The organism is Salinicoccus carnicancri Crm (genome assembly GCF_000330705.1).
GTDB classification, from domain to species: domain Bacteria; phylum Bacillota; class Bacilli; order Staphylococcales; family Salinicoccaceae; genus Salinicoccus; species Salinicoccus carnicancri.
Map to the genome: position 1 here is coordinate 531,516 of NZ_ANAM01000008.1, position 13,896 is coordinate 545,411.

Consider the following 13,896-nt stretch of genomic DNA (forward strand, 5'->3'; position numbering starts at 1 on the left):
TCAGCCAAATTGCTGTTCTGTAAATATCCTGTACATTTCATGAGTTTTCATAAGTTCCCGGTGCGTTCCGCTCCCCGTCAGATACCCGTTATCTATGAAGAATATTTTATCTGAGTTTACAACAGTGGAGAGCCTGTGTGCAATCACTAACACAGTCCGCCCCTCCATCAGTTCATCCAGCGCTTCCTGGACGTAGCGTTCCGAGCGTGAATCGAGACTTGCCGTCGCTTCATCCAGCATGAGCAGTTTCGGATTTTTCAGGAAGGCACGGGCAATGCCGATCCGCTGCCTCTGTCCGCCCGAGAGTTTCACCCCGCGCTCGCCGACCTCCGTATCGAGGCCGTCCTCAAGCGCATCGATGAACTCTTTCGCATATGACTTCACCACCGCCGACTCCACGTCTTCATGTGTGTAGTCCGATTCTTCAAGGCCGTATGTGATGTTCTCAAGTATGGTTCCTGAAATGATGGCACTCTCCTGGGCAACGTAGCCGATATTTCTGCGCAGCGAACCGAGCGGAATGCCGCGGATATCCATGCCGTCGATTTCAATAGCGCCCGAAAGGACGTCATAATACCTTTCAATGAGTGCGAAAATCGTTGACTTCCCACCTCCGCTCGGTCCGACGAACGCCACTTTCCGGTTATGTTCCGCCCTGAAATCTATGCCGTGCAGAACGGGCTTATCTTCACCGTAGCCGAAATGGACATCCTTGAATTCAATCGTTCTGAACTGCAGGTCCCGCTCTGCAGCCATTTTTGCCGCGTCCGCTTCTTCATCGCGATCAAGTATGCCGATGATCCTGTCGGTGGCACCGAGGGCCTTATTATACTCGGTGAAAAACATGGCGAACATCGTCATCGGCATGATAATCTGGAACAGGTAGAGCAGAAACGCCACCATCGTGCCCACAGACAGCGTCCCTTCTGCGACACGCAGTCCGCCGTAGCCGATGATCAGTATGATGACAAACATCATCACTGTACCCATGATCGGCGACAGGAATGCATTGATCTTCGCCTCACGCATGCCGTAGTTATACAGCCTTCTGATGCCGGATCGCCCTTTCTGCCGTTCATATGCTTCGCCGTTGAAGGATTTCATGAGGCGGATCTCACTCAGCGTCTCCTGGACACTGCCGGTGAATTTCGCCGTCTCATCCTGAAGTGCCCTGGAAATCCTGCTCATTTTCCGGCCGAGCGGCATGATGACGAGTATCGAGACCGGCACGGAGATGAACATTATGAGCGACATGCGCCAGTCCAGGACGAAAAGGATGACGACCGAACCCGCCACCGACATGATGCCGCCGATGAGCTGCGGGAAATGGCTGGTGATCAGATCTTTTATGATGGCAGTATCATTGACCACCCTGCTGACGGACTCCCCGCTCTTGGTCCGGTCGAAATAGCTGACGGGAAGCATGAGGAATTTATCCCACACAATCTCGCGGAGCCGTGAAATGATTGTCTGGCCGACACGTGCGAGTATATAGTATGAGACTCCGTCAAGTATGGCACTGAGCAGGAACACCGAGATGATGAGGACTATGATGCCGGAGGAGAACATGTCGGTATCAAAACCGTCGATGAACCGCTGTGTGAGAAGCGGTACGATGAGGCTGCCGACCGTGCCGAATAAAGTGAGTACGATTGCGAATATAAAGAGCCCCTTACTGATTCGTGTGCACCGCAGCAGCTGCATGAAATCCGGGAATGATGCGGACTTTTCCTGTAATTTTTCTTCCATGGGTTATGACCTCATTTTCTGATCGAGTATTATCCATTATATAGTAACAGCAGGCTTTTCACTATGGTAAAATCGATGTAAGAGAAGGAGGTAATCCCATGTCACTTGAACTGAACCAGCTTACCAAGAAATTCAACGAAAACACTGCAGTTGATGACATCAACCTCACTGTGCCCACCGGCAGCATGTACGGCTTCCTCGGTGGAAACGGTGCGGGCAAGACGACGACATTCCGGATGATTCTGGGCCTTCTGAAACAGACGGAAGGCACGATCACCTACAACGGGAAGCCCATCGACTACAGCGTCACAAACCGTATCGGCTATCTGCCGGAGGAACGCGGGCTGCATCCGAAGCTGAAAGTCGAAGAGCAGATACGCTATCTCGCCCAGCTTAAAGGAATGTCGAAAAAGGATATCGATGTAAAACTCGATGAGTGGCTCGAGCGGTTTGAAGTTCCGGAAAACCGGGACAAACGCATCGAGAAACTGTCCAAGGGGAACCAGCAGAAGATCCAGCTGATTGCATCGATCATCCATGAGCCGGACCTCATCATACTGGATGAACCGTTCAGCGGACTCGACCCCGTAAATGTGGAGATACTTAAGAAATCGGTGAAGGAACTCAACAGCAGCGGTGCGACGATCATCTTCAGCACGCACCGCATGGAGCATGTCGAGGAAATGTGCGAGGAACTCTGCATCCTCAACCACGGCAGCCAGGTCGTCAGCGGCAATATCGACCAGATCAAAAGCGACTTCGGACAGAAGGAGATAATCATCGAAGGGGATCATGACATTTCATTCCTTGAAGAAATGCCGGGTGTCCTCGACATGAAACAGGTCAGGAAGAAGACGACGCTGAAGATTTCAGACGAACAGTATGCCGAGCCGATTTTCAAGGAAATCATCAAACTCGGATATTTCAAACGATTCCAGGTGAATGAACCTTCGCTGAACGATATCTTTATTTCGAAAGTGGGTCGTAAATATGAATAAATTCATGACGACGTTCCTGCAGACATATGTTTCCAAAGTACGCGCGAAGTCATTCATCATCAGTACGCTCATCATCATCCTCCTGATATTCCTTGCCGCGAATATCGACAGGATCATCGAACTTTTCGATTCGAGCGAAGAGGTGACCACGCTTCAGGTCGATGCGGAAGAAGCGCAGTACGGGGCGATTGAATCAATGTTCGCATCCATGGATGCGGAATTCGAAATAGAGCCGTACGAAGGCGGCGACGCGCCGGCGGGCGGTGCAGTGCTGTCCCTCGAGGAAACAGATCCGATGGCGTTTACCATTTCGGCTGAAAACGATCTTCCCGATGAACAGAAGACGGAAATCGAGACAGCCCTCGCTGAAGTGCAGAGAATGAACACGATACAGGCGCTCAACCTGACACCTGAAGAAACAGCCAGCCTCGGCGAGTCGCCTGACATCACTTATGACATCGCTGCAGACGATGGGGAAGCGGAGGACGAAGGCTCGGCCGCCGACATGAACCCGCTCAACAGCATCATCTTCTATGTCACAGTGATCATCATGTTCTTCATCATCATCAACTACGCCAGCCAGATCGGTACAGAGATCGCCATGGAGAAGACATCCCGCGTCATAGAAATGATCGTATCAAGCGTTCCGCCGGTGACCCATCTGCTGGCGAAGATATCCGCGATGATCTCGGTCAGCCTGACCCAGCTCATCGTCTTCGTTCTGGCAGTCATTGCCGCGATACAGATGTTCGATTTCAACAACCTGATCTCCGAATTCGGTTTGGAGTCGAACGACCGGACAGTCACGCTCGCTGTCTACTCACTGATCTACCTGATACTCGGGCTGGTGCTATACCTGTCGATTTCCGCCCTGCTTGGCTCATTCATCAGCCGCATGGAAGACCTTCAACAGGCACTCCTGCCCGTGACGATGTTTTCACTGATCGGTTTCTATATCGCAATCTTCAACATCTGGACGAGCGAAAACATGCTCGTCATCATCTCGAGCTACATTCCCCCGTTCACGCCGTTCGTCATGCCACTCCGGGCGATGCATGAAACCACAGGCCAGGTCGAACTGCTGCTCGGAATCGCAATACTGATTGTGACCATCGCTGCTGTCATCTGGCTTGCCGCAAGCATCTACAGAAACAGTGTCCTGTCGACGGACAAAGGCATACTGAAAAACCTCAAACGCATCAGAAGAGAATAGTCGTGCTGTTGGAAGGACTCCGGTCCTTCCTTTTTTGTGATGAGCGGATGGCGGTTTTGACCGCTTTCCTCATCGATTGGAAAACGATGACAAGGCAGACCCCCTGCCTTATTGTCGATTCCGAAACGAAGGCAGGACAACGCCTTTACTTATCATCGATTGGAAAACGATGACAAGACAGACGGGGGTCTCCCCCCGGATCGCTCCAAACACAAATGGCCCTCCGCATGTGTGCGGAAGGCCAAATCGAATCCCGTATCTTATAATTCTATATCCGCAACGTCGGTGATGACTTTTACGTCGTGGTGGCGCTGCAGTATTGATGCCGGAACTTCTTCAGTTATTTCACCGTGGATCATGTTTTTGAGCGCCTGCCTCTTACCCTCACCTGAAGCCATAAGCAGGATGCTCTTGGCGTTCATGATCGTTCCGAGCCCCATGGATACTGCCTTGACCGGAACGTCTTCTATTTTGTCGAAGAATCTTGCGTTATCCTGGATTGTACTTTCTGTCAGATCGACGACGTGGGTGCCGGATTCGAACGAAGTTCCGGGCTCATTGAAGGCAATGTGTGCATTTCTGCCGATGCCGAGAATCTGCAGATCGACACCGCCGAGCTCATCTATCATTTCATCATACTCCCTGGTCTCCCGGGCAAGGTCTTGAGCCACACCATTTGGAAGCTTCGTATTCTCAAGTGGGAGGGCCACCTTGTCAAAGAAGATCTCCCTCATGTAATAATGATAGCTCTGCTCATCTTCCGGCGAAAGGCCGACATACTCGTCCAGGTTCACCGTATAAACGTGGGAGAGATCGACTTTGTTCTTATTCAGCATTTCCGCAAGATACTCATACATCTTCTCCGGTGTGGAACCTGTCGCAAGCCCCAGCACGAGCCTGTTCGAGTCCACTATCTTCTGAAATACGATCTTAGCTGCTTCCATGCTCATTTCATCATAATTTTTCACTTTGCTTAATTCCATAAAGTGCCTCCATGTTCTATTCCAATAAAGGATATGTATTCCGGAATATCCAGATGAAGGAAATTCCGGATCATTTAAAATTATAATATCACGAAAAATGTTGAAAAACTAGAAAAATTGCTAGTTAATTCACATGATTCCCCTTTTACAGATTTTCTATGATGGTGCGTACTGCATGGGTGATATCTCCCTGGGACCAGCTCGGAATATCCAGTTCCGTCCCGATTTCGTGATGCGCCGGCACATGGATGAACCCGGCAGGTGTATCGAGCCCTTTATCCTGTATATGATTCAGCGCAGAATACATCACATTATTGCACAGGTAAGTGCCGGCCGTGTTGGATATGGAGGCCGGAATCGCCTTTTTCCTGAGTGCCGCTTCCAGCTTTTTCACAGGCAGAGTGGAGAATAGCCCGTCCGGACCCGCACCGTCTATCTTCTCACCGTCGGGATTGAATCCGGCATTATCCGTTCTGCCGTCTATGCAGTTGATCGCAATCCGCTCGATATGGATTGTATGGCGGCCGCCGGCAAGCCCCAGGCATACGACTGCATCCGGGTGTTCGGCTTCCATGTCCCCTGTGATCCGTTCACCGATTCCATCAAAGACGACAGGATATATTTTCCCGGTCACGCTGTACTCCCCGATTACAAGACCATCAAGCTCGCGCACCGCAGCTTCTGTCGGATTCGACCTGAAACTCAAAAACGGTTCGAATCCTGTCAGCAGTAATTTCTTCATCGTTTTCCCACCTCACATAATCATGTCACTTCCAATGTATCAGACTGTGAAGAAAAAAGCTCCCATATTAAATGGGAGCCCTCCGTCGATCAATCCAGGTCTTTCAAATACGGGAAACTGCTCGGATACTGATAATACCCTTCCAGTTCATCGTCTATACCTGCAAGCAGTACAGAATGATAAATCGGTACGAGCGGAGATTCATCCAGGATGATCTGCTGCGCACTGGCGTACTGCTCCATGCGCGCCGCCCGATCAGTCTCGGTCCGCGCCTGGTCTAGCAGCTGGTCCACTTCTCTATTCGCATATCTCGTGCGATTGCCCGGCGCGCCATGGTTGTCCGAATGGAACATCGGATAAAGCCCATAATCTGCATCAAGCGTCACCGTGCCCCAGCTGCCCATGAACATTTCATGTTCACCGTTGGCCGTGAATTCCTGGTAGGCGCCGGACTCCATCTGACGGATCTCCAAATTGATATTCAGATCCTTCAGCTCTTCCTGTATGAATGTGGCTATATCCGCAGTCGTCCGGTCGTTTACGACAATTTCAGCTGTGAATCCATCACCGTGTCCACTCTCCTCAAGGAGTTCTTCTGCCGCTTCCTTATCGAAAGGCACCGGCTCAAGATTCTCACTATAGCCTGTCACAGTCGGATTGAGCGGAGTATCGGCAACAGCCGGGATGCCTTCCAGCATTTCATTGATGATGGCCTTCTTGTCGATGGACATTGCGATTGCACGTCTCACATCCGGATCATCGAACGGTTCTTTCTCAACATTGAACCCCATGTAGGACATGCTGGCACTCTTGTTCTGTGCCACACGCGAGCCTTCTGTCCCGTCAATCCGCGCGACATCACTCGGATTGACCGGGTAGATCAGGTCAGCATCGCCAGTTGACAGTTCTGCAATCCGCGTACCATCTTCCGGCACTGCCTTGAATGTTACGGACTTGGGCTTTGCAGGCTCTCCCCAATAGTCTTCGTTGCGCACAAGGGTCACATGATCACCTTCCGCAATCTCCTCAAACTTGAAGAACCCGGTACCAACCGGATTTGCATTGACTTCCGTCAGTGGATTGCCGCCTTCTTCCATTCCTGCGTAGTCTGCATCGATCACTTCCTTGCTTATCATGTGCCCGCCCGGATGGGCCAGGTGTGCCGGCAGTGCAGCAAACGGCCTTTCGGTATGTACACGGACAGTGTAATCATCAACAATCTCCACATCATCTATCTCTGTGAATAGGAACTCGAGGGGGGCCCCGACTTCCGGATCTCTCACGCGGTCAAGGTTCGCTTTTACAACTTCGGCGTTGAATGCACTGCCATCATGGAAAGTGATGCCTTCACGCAGTTTGAATTCCCATGTCGTATCATCCAGCTGCTCGTAGGATTCGGCCAGTCCGGGTTCGAGTTCGAGATCCTGGTTCATTTTCACCAGTGTTTCATATATGTTGGTCATCACATAGAGTGAATATCCGTCATTTGCCGCATGCGGATCAAGGGAACTCGGCATGGCAAGCAGGCTGAAATTGATATCCCTTCCCGCCGCATTCTCCTCGCTGCCGTCTGATTCAGCAGCTTCATCCACCCCGCTGTCATCCGTGCATGCTGCAAGCACGAATATCAGGGACACAATCAGAAAACACCATTTTTTCATTTTCATTTCCTCCCATTACTCATTCACTTATTATACCTATAATAATACTATGGATTAAGGGGTAAAAGAAGCGGAAATGTATACAATTACTGCACATTTCCGCCTATTAGTTACTTTTTCAATTATTTTTCCTGTAATCCTCGTTCTCAAGGTCGGTCACGAACATGTGACCCGGCGCGTGGGTGATCATGATGGAAGGCTTCGCATTCAATGCCGCATTCTGTGGTGTGACACCACATGCCCAGAAAACCGGCATTTCCCTTTCCCCGATTTCAACCGCCTCGCCATATTCAGGGCAGGCGATATCTCTGATGCCGATCTCGTGCGGGCTGCCGTAATGGACAGGTCCGCCGTGCATTTCGGGGAACTGCCCTGTTACACGTGTGACGGTCTCCACTTCACTTTCATCAAACGGCCGCATTGAGACGACCAGTTCGCCGCTGAACACACCCGCCGGATCGGTCGCGATGTTTGTCTTGTACATGGCAACGTTCCGCCTCTCATCAATATGCCTGATTGAAAGTCCCTCATCCAGTAGCGCCTGCTCAAACGTAAAGCTGCAGCCGATAAGGAATGTGACGAAGTCATCCCGCCAATATCCTCTGATGTCATCCGTCGTCTCGCGGAGCACGCCGTCCTCATATATATTATACTTAGGCACGTCTGTCCGGATGTCGGAGCCGTCCGCAAACCGGCTTTTTGTCTGTCCGTCTTCGATGACCTCAATCACGGGCACCGCCTTCTTATTGCGCATGGCATACAGCAGGAAGTCAAATGCGTAAACCTTCGGCAGGATGACCAGGTTCGCCTGGACTTTATGGCCCGCGGCACCTGAGGTCGTTCCGGTGAATTCACCATTCCTGATCGCTTCTCTCAATTCTTTAGAATCCACTTCGTATCCTCCTATCTATTCCATAGATCTGCCAGGCCTTCAAGTGACATGATCCCGGCAATGAGTGTGATGATTACAGCGACGGCACCGAAAATGATCATCCACGCGGGATGGCGGTAATCACCGACGATTTTCTTCCTTCTGGAGGCGATAAGTATCGCACCAAGAGTGACCGGCAGGATGAGACCGTTGAAGGCGCCTGCCAGGATGAGCAGCGCCACGGGGCGTCCGACGAAAGTGAATATCACCGTCGACACGACGATGAACACGACGATCACCGTATTGTTGTGTTCATCAAAAAACCTGTGTATAGATCTCAGGAAAGACGCGCTGGTATAGGCTGAACCGATGACGGATGACAATGCTGCCGCAACGAGCACGACACCGAACACCTGCATGCCGATGTCACCGAGTGCGATCTGGAACACGGAAGCCGGCGGGTTATCCGGATCGAGCGTCGCACCCGTCGCCACCACACCGAGCACAGCGAGGAATAGAAGCACGCGCATGACGCCCGTTGTCAGGATGCCATAATTCGCCGCCTTGCTGACGAAATTCAGGTTCTCCTGCCCCGTCATACCGGCTTCGATCAGTCTGTGTGCACCGGCGAATGTAATGTAGCCACCCACTGTGCCGCCGACCAATGTGATGATCGGCACCACAAGGGATCCAGGCTCTTCAGGGGCCACCGCCCGGAGCGCCGCCTCCCCATATGGCGGGTTGGACCGGATCATGACAAAGGCGGTGATGAGAATCATCAGCACACCAAGAGACTGTGTGACAACGTCCATTACAGCACGGCCGTTCTTGACAAGGAAGACGAAGATGGCGAATGCACCGGTCAGTGCTGCACCAACGCGCACATCCCATCCGAATATCGCGTTGAAGCCGAGGCCCGCTCCAGCGACGTTGCCGATGTTGAATGCAAAGCCGCCGAGGACGATGAGCAGTGCCACAGCATGGCCGAGCCCCGGGGCAACATCGTTTGCGACATCCTGTCCCCGTTTGCCTGAGACACTGAGCACGCGCCAGATGTTCAGCTGTGCACCGATATCAATGATGATTGAAGCAAGGATGGCAAAAGCAAAGCTTGCCAGAAACTGTTCGGTAAACACCGCGGTCTGCGTCAGGAACGCCGGACCGATTGATGAGGTGGCCATCAGGAATATGGCGCCAAAGAGCAGGCGCCGCTGTGCTGCGGTCAATTTCGGTTTTTCATTCATTTTTCCACACCCCTTCCAATCTACATCATTTTAATCTCTATCCCGTTCTCACCGAGCTGCCGTCTGATCTCTCTGACAAATTCCAGAGCCTTCGGGCCATCGCCATGCACGCATATGCTGTCTGCCTGGATATCGATGTCATGCCCGCCTATGGATTCGACCCTGCCCTCTTGGACCATGCGGATGACGCGCCCGACCGCAATATCCGTGTCCGTGATCATCGCGCCTTCCTTGCGCCTTGAGACAAGCGTACCGTCATCCTCATAGGCGCGGTCGGCGAAGACTTCGTGCCTGACTTCAAGGCCAGCCTCCTCACCGGCTTTCACAAGGTTCTGATTGGAGAGTCCCAGCAGCTTGAGTCCGGGATTGTAATCGCGCACCGCTTCGGCAATCGTCCTGGCGAGTTCCTTATCCTTGAACGTGGCATTATACAGTGCGCCGTGCGGCTTGACATGGTTCAACTCGACACCCCCGACTCTGCAGAACCCATCCAGGGCGCCGAGCTGATAGAACATCAGGGCTCTGACTTCCTGCATGGAAAGTTCCATATACCTTCTGCCGAATCCCATCAGGTCGGGGTACGCCGGATGCGCTCCGATGCCGGTGCTTCCGCTTTCCCTGATCAGTCGGACGGTCTTCAGCATGACCGACGGATCGCCCGCATGGAAGCCGCAGGCGACGTTCGCCGATGAAATCAGCGGAATGATTTCATCATCGTTACCTATCGTATAGTTGCCGTAGCTCTCACCGAGGTCTGCATTCAGATCAACTGTCAACATGTCCATACTCCCTTTCTATTCTATGATTTCATTGTTTTCCAGAAACTTGATGTCCACGGTATTGTCCATATATTTCGGGTGGTTCATCAGATAATGCTGGAAATCGAGTGTCGTATCAATCGGAGAGATCACCGTCTCTCCGAGCACATGACGCATCTTTCGTATGGCTTTTTCGCGGTCCGGGGCATGCGCAATGATCTTGGCGATCATCGAGTCGTAATCCGGCGGGATCTGATAGCCCCGAAACACATGGGTGTCGACACGCACACCGTTGCCGAGGCCGAAGTGCAGCCGGTCGATGCTGCCCGGGGACGGCATGAAATTTTTGGCAGGGTTCTCTGCATTGATACGGCATTCGATGGCAAAACCTTTCATCTCTATATCTTCCTGCCGGATATCGAACTGGCCGAACAATGCCACCTCGAGCTGCAGACGGATGATGTCAATTCCGGTGATCATCTCGGAAATCGTATGCTCCACCTGTACCCTCGTGTTCATCTCCATGAAGTAGAATGCATCCTCTTCCTCCACATACAAATACTCGACGGTGCCCGCACCGGCATATTCAAGCCGCCCTATGGCAGCCGCCGTCCGCTCCGTAATATCCGCACGCGTCGCATCAGCGAGGACTGCTGCCGGCGCTTCCTCTATCAGCTTCTGATTATTGCGCTGGATCGAGCAGTCCCGTTCGAAAAGATGCACAGCGTCCCCTTTGCTGTCACCGACAATCTGCACTTCGATATGCCGCGCTTTCGGAATGTATTTCTCTACATAGATCCGGTCGTCGCCGAACGCATTCTTCGCCTCTTTCCTGGCGTCTTTGTACTGTTTCCCGAGTGACTGCTCATCATGCACGAAGCGCATCCCCTTTCCACCGCCGCCGGAGACGGCCTTGATGACGATCGGAAAGCCTATATCCGCAGCCACCTCCTTCACTTCATCGATGCTTTCCACAACGCCTTCGCTGCCCGGGATGACCGGGATGCCCGCAGCTTTCACAGTCCGTCTCGCCTCCGCCTTGTCCCCCATCTTTTTCATGATGGCGGAATCCGGGCCGACGAAGATGATGCCCGCTTCCTCGCAGCGCCGTGCAAACTCCGGGGTTTCCGACAGGAATCCGTATCCGGGATGGATGGCATCCGCGCCCGAGACTTCCGCCGCCTGGAGCATGCGCTCGATGTCAAGATAGCTGTCGGTGCTTTTGGGCGGACCGATGCAGATGGCTTCATCCGCTATCGTGACATGCAGGCTGTCCCGGTCCGCTGTGGAATAGACGGCCACGCTCCCGAGACCCATCTCCCTGAGCGTCCGTACAATGCGGACGGCAATTTCACCGCGGTTGGCAATCAATACTTTCTTCATACTGTCTAGTCCTCCTTCGGCCTGAGCGTCACAAGCGGCTGATCGTATTCGACCGTTTCCCCGTTCCCGACGAGTACCTCCTCAACCACTCCATCGGCATCGGCCAGCACATCATTGAACACTTTCATCGCTTCGATCATGCCAATCTGATCACCGCTTGCCACTTTGTCACCCGCTTCGACGAAATTTTCCGTGCTGTTTTCCTCTTTATGCGTATAGAACGTACCCACCTGCGCCGCCTTAACTGTATGCAGTCCGTTATGCCCGCCGTCCGCAGAAGACTTGTCTTTACCACCATGCTCCGTCACGACAGTGTCACCGCTGCCTTTTGTTTCTATGTGCACCTCCGTATCCATATCTCCGACGCGGAGCACTTTAAGGTCTTCCTCTTTCGCAAGTTTTATCAGTTCCCTGATTTTTTCCACATCCATAGTCGTCACCTCTTCATGATACTTTCAATTTTTCCAGCCAGCGGCCGTCTGTGGGACCTGAAATCATTGTCGATTCCAAAATATCCATCTGATCGGACCTTCCCTATTTCATCCTTATAAAGTTCCACTGCCCTGTCCACACTGATTTCCTCAAACCGGATCGTGTCACCCTGCCGCTTCTGCACAAGCTTCGGTATGTCACAGAGTGCCACTGTGGCAATGCGGGCGTATCCGCCGGCGGTCTGTCGGTCGTTCAGCAGGATGATCGGTTTGCCGTTTTTCGGAATCTGGATGCTGCCGAGCTGCGTCGGCTCACTGAGTATATCATGTCCACCCACGGCTTCGATCACTTCCCCGTCAAGCCTGAATCCCATGCGGTCACAGTCCTTGGTAAGTGTATACCCGGAACCGTAAAACTTATCCAGGTTGTCTTTGAATCTGTCGTACTGCTGACCGGGGATCACACGGATGACATCATCGTCATCATCAAAAACCCTGATCCGCCCCATTCCGGCGGCACCATTTCCACCGGCCGCTTTCAGACTGTCACCGGATTTCAGTGTCCTGCCGCCGAGTCCGCCAATGCCGCTGCGTGTATGCGTCGAGGCGCTGCCGAACACTTCAGGGACAGCGAAACCACCGGTCACAGCGAGATATGTTCGTGCACCGCGTTCTGCGCCGCCAAAAGATACCTGTTCCCCTTTCATCAGCGGGATTACCGTACCGGTCTTCATTTCCAGTCCATCGACAGCCACCGGCATTTCCGCACCGGCTGTTGAGATTGTCACTTCCTCTGTCACTTCAAAGGAGGCGCCCTGCAGTGTCATCTCAAGCACTGCTGCACCTTCATCATTGCCGAGCAGCCGGTTTGAGAGCATCATCGCCCGCCAGTCCATCGCACCGGCCGGGGAAAAGCCTTCGGCCTGATGGCCGTATCTTCCCATATCCTGGACTGTCGTGAAAAGCCCCGGATCCATCACCTTCAATGCCATCATCCATCACTCCCTGACTCAATTTTCACTTCATACCGGCCGGCTTCGACCGCGTCCTTTATATCATCATACTCTTTTTCATCTACGGCACGGTAAACAACCCGATCCCCCGCCTGGTAGAGTATCGGTTCCGCACGCCCCGGGTCGAATAAAGGGACCGGTGTCCGCCCGAGAAGATTCCATCCGCCCGGGGATTCGAACGGATACATGCCGGTCTGTTTCCCGCCGATGCCTACCGATCCGGCGGGAATCCGTACCCGCGGTGTCCCAAGCCTCGCCTTGTGCAATTTTTCATCGAGCCCGCCGAGATACGGGAAGCCCGGCATGAAGCCGAGCATATATACCAGATATTCCTTCCCGCTGTGCATGTCGATCACTTCAGCAGCAGAAAGTCCATTTTCCTCAAAGTTTTCAATATCCGGGCCGTATTTCCCGCCGTAGCAGACCGGGATCTCCACTACCCGGTATTCAAATTCACCCTCAAGCAGCGCATCCGTATCGAGCCCCCCGATCTCTCCCTCAATCGTTTCAGCATCCGTTTCGAAAATATCGAAATAGATGATGAGACTCGTGTATGAGATGACGATTTCCCCAATTCCGGCGATATCGAGCGATTCTATTTTCTTCTTCAGTTCAACCAGCCGCCGGTTCACCTTCTCATCAATGTCATCTCCCATGTATATCGTAAGCGCGTTTTCCGCATACTGCCTGACTTCCATTTTTTCACCTTCTTTTCTTTATTCGTCACTTGAAGTATAACCTACAACGATAAAAATTAAATATTAGAATAATTCAATTCTATCAGACGCCTCTGATATGTTATAGTTGATTTTAAATTATTGGGAAAATACAACATGAAGATATCCAATGC

At 52.3% G+C, this 13,896-nt stretch carries 13 protein-coding genes; 2 read left to right on the plus strand and 11 right to left on the minus strand.

The features are described from left to right. On the minus strand, positions 1-1,749 hold the full coding sequence (locus C792_RS0110475) for an ABC transporter ATP-binding protein (RefSeq protein WP_017549400.1): 1,749 nt from the start codon (positions 1,747-1,749) through the stop codon (positions 1-3). A 98-nt stretch (positions 1,750-1,847) separates the two neighbouring features. Between C792_RS0110475 and C792_RS0110480 the strand changes: the two genes are divergently transcribed. Together C792_RS0110480 and C792_RS0110485 are read left to right on the plus strand one after the other, a co-directional pair. Further along, positions 1,848-2,747: an ABC transporter ATP-binding protein gene (locus C792_RS0110480; RefSeq protein WP_017549401.1), complete on the plus strand. Its 900-nt coding sequence runs from the start codon at positions 1,848-1,850 to the stop codon at positions 2,745-2,747. Further along, positions 2,740-3,960 carry an ABC transporter permease gene (locus C792_RS0110485; RefSeq protein ID WP_017549402.1) on the plus strand — a complete coding sequence of 407 codons (1,221 nt, stop codon included), beginning with the start codon at positions 2,740-2,742 and terminating at the stop codon, positions 3,958-3,960. Before C792_RS0110480 ends, C792_RS0110485 begins: the two co-directional genes overlap by 8 nt. Before the next feature lie 260 nt (positions 3,961-4,220). On the opposite strand, the gene nagB is transcribed toward C792_RS0110485, so the two are convergent. From nagB to pxpB, 10 genes are all read right to left on the minus strand, one after another. Further along, a complete protein-coding gene (gene nagB / locus C792_RS0110490; protein WP_017549403.1) occupies positions 4,221-4,943 on the minus strand; it encodes a glucosamine-6-phosphate deaminase in 723 nt (240 codons plus the stop codon). A gap of 145 nt (positions 4,944-5,088) precedes the next feature. Further along, complete coding sequence (locus C792_RS0110495; RefSeq protein WP_017549404.1) at positions 5,089-5,685, minus strand: pyroglutamyl-peptidase I; 597 nt, start codon at positions 5,683-5,685, stop codon at positions 5,089-5,091. An 89-nt stretch (positions 5,686-5,774) separates the two neighbouring features. Further along, complete coding sequence (locus C792_RS0110500; protein ID WP_017549405.1) at positions 5,775-7,346, minus strand: glutathione ABC transporter substrate-binding protein; 1,572 nt, start codon at positions 7,344-7,346, stop codon at positions 5,775-5,777. Between the two features lie 118 nt (positions 7,347-7,464). After that, positions 7,465-8,238 (minus strand): putative hydro-lyase, encoded by a 774-nt coding sequence (locus C792_RS0110505; RefSeq protein ID WP_017549406.1) that lies wholly within the window; start codon positions 8,236-8,238, stop codon positions 7,465-7,467. 11 nt (positions 8,239-8,249) lie between these two features. After that, the gene (locus C792_RS0110510) at positions 8,250-9,461 is read right to left on the minus strand and encodes an NRAMP family divalent metal transporter (RefSeq protein ID WP_017549407.1); all 1,212 of its coding nucleotides are present in this window, start codon (positions 9,459-9,461) and stop codon (positions 8,250-8,252) included. Positions 9,462-9,481: 20 nt separating this feature from the next. Beyond that, positions 9,482-10,237, minus strand: a complete 756-nt coding sequence (locus tag C792_RS0110515) for a LamB/YcsF family protein (protein WP_026090323.1) — start codon at positions 10,235-10,237, stop codon at positions 9,482-9,484. An 18-nt stretch (positions 10,238-10,255) separates the two neighbouring features. Further along, positions 10,256-11,602 carry an acetyl-CoA carboxylase biotin carboxylase subunit gene (gene accC / locus C792_RS0110520; protein ID WP_017549409.1) on the minus strand — a complete coding sequence of 449 codons (1,347 nt, stop codon included), beginning with the start codon at positions 11,600-11,602 and terminating at the stop codon, positions 10,256-10,258. 5 nt (positions 11,603-11,607) lie between these two features. Next, positions 11,608-12,033: an acetyl-CoA carboxylase biotin carboxyl carrier protein gene (locus C792_RS0110525; RefSeq protein WP_017549410.1), complete on the minus strand. Its 426-nt coding sequence runs from the start codon at positions 12,031-12,033 to the stop codon at positions 11,608-11,610. 5 nt (positions 12,034-12,038) lie between these two features. Beyond that, positions 12,039-13,028, minus strand: a complete 990-nt coding sequence (locus C792_RS0110530; RefSeq protein WP_017549411.1) for a 5-oxoprolinase subunit C family protein — start codon at positions 13,026-13,028, stop codon at positions 12,039-12,041. Further along, positions 13,025-13,744, minus strand: coding sequence for a 5-oxoprolinase subunit PxpB (gene pxpB, locus C792_RS0110535; RefSeq protein ID WP_017549412.1), 720 nt, complete (start codon positions 13,742-13,744; stop codon positions 13,025-13,027). The genes C792_RS0110530 and pxpB overlap by 4 nt, the downstream gene beginning before the upstream one ends. Positions 13,745-13,896 lie beyond the last annotated feature (152 nt).

What these genes read in the sequence shown, in the direction of transcription:
- pxpB (WP_017549412.1), bottom strand. Translation starts at nt 13,744, where the DNA reads ATGGAAGTCAGGCAGTATGCGGAAAACGCGCTTACGATATACATGGGA.
- accC (WP_017549409.1), bottom strand. Translation starts at nt 11,602, where the DNA reads ATGAAGAAAGTATTGATTGCCAACCGCGGTGAAATTGCCGTCCGCATT.
- C792_RS0110530 (WP_017549411.1), bottom strand. Translation starts at nt 13,028, where the DNA reads ATGATGGCATTGAAGGTGATGGATCCGGGGCTTTTCACGACAGTCCAG.
- C792_RS0110525 (WP_017549410.1), bottom strand. Translation starts at nt 12,033, where the DNA reads ATGGATGTGGAAAAAATCAGGGAACTGATAAAACTTGCGAAAGAGGAA.
- C792_RS0110480 (WP_017549401.1), top strand. Translation starts at nt 1,848, where the DNA reads ATGTCACTTGAACTGAACCAGCTTACCAAGAAATTCAACGAAAACACT.
- C792_RS0110495 (WP_017549404.1), bottom strand. Translation starts at nt 5,685, where the DNA reads ATGAAGAAATTACTGCTGACAGGATTCGAACCGTTTTTGAGTTTCAGG.
- C792_RS0110510 (WP_017549407.1), bottom strand. Translation starts at nt 9,461, where the DNA reads ATGAATGAAAAACCGAAATTGACCGCAGCACAGCGGCGCCTGCTCTTT.
- C792_RS0110485 (WP_017549402.1), top strand. Translation starts at nt 2,740, where the DNA reads ATGAATAAATTCATGACGACGTTCCTGCAGACATATGTTTCCAAAGTA.
- C792_RS0110500 (WP_017549405.1), bottom strand. Translation starts at nt 7,346, where the DNA reads ATGAAAAAATGGTGTTTTCTGATTGTGTCCCTGATATTCGTGCTTGCA.
- C792_RS0110475 (WP_017549400.1), bottom strand. Translation starts at nt 1,749, where the DNA reads ATGGAAGAAAAATTACAGGAAAAGTCCGCATCATTCCCGGATTTCATG.
- nagB (WP_017549403.1), bottom strand. Translation starts at nt 4,943, where the DNA reads ATGGAATTAAGCAAAGTGAAAAATTATGATGAAATGAGCATGGAAGCA.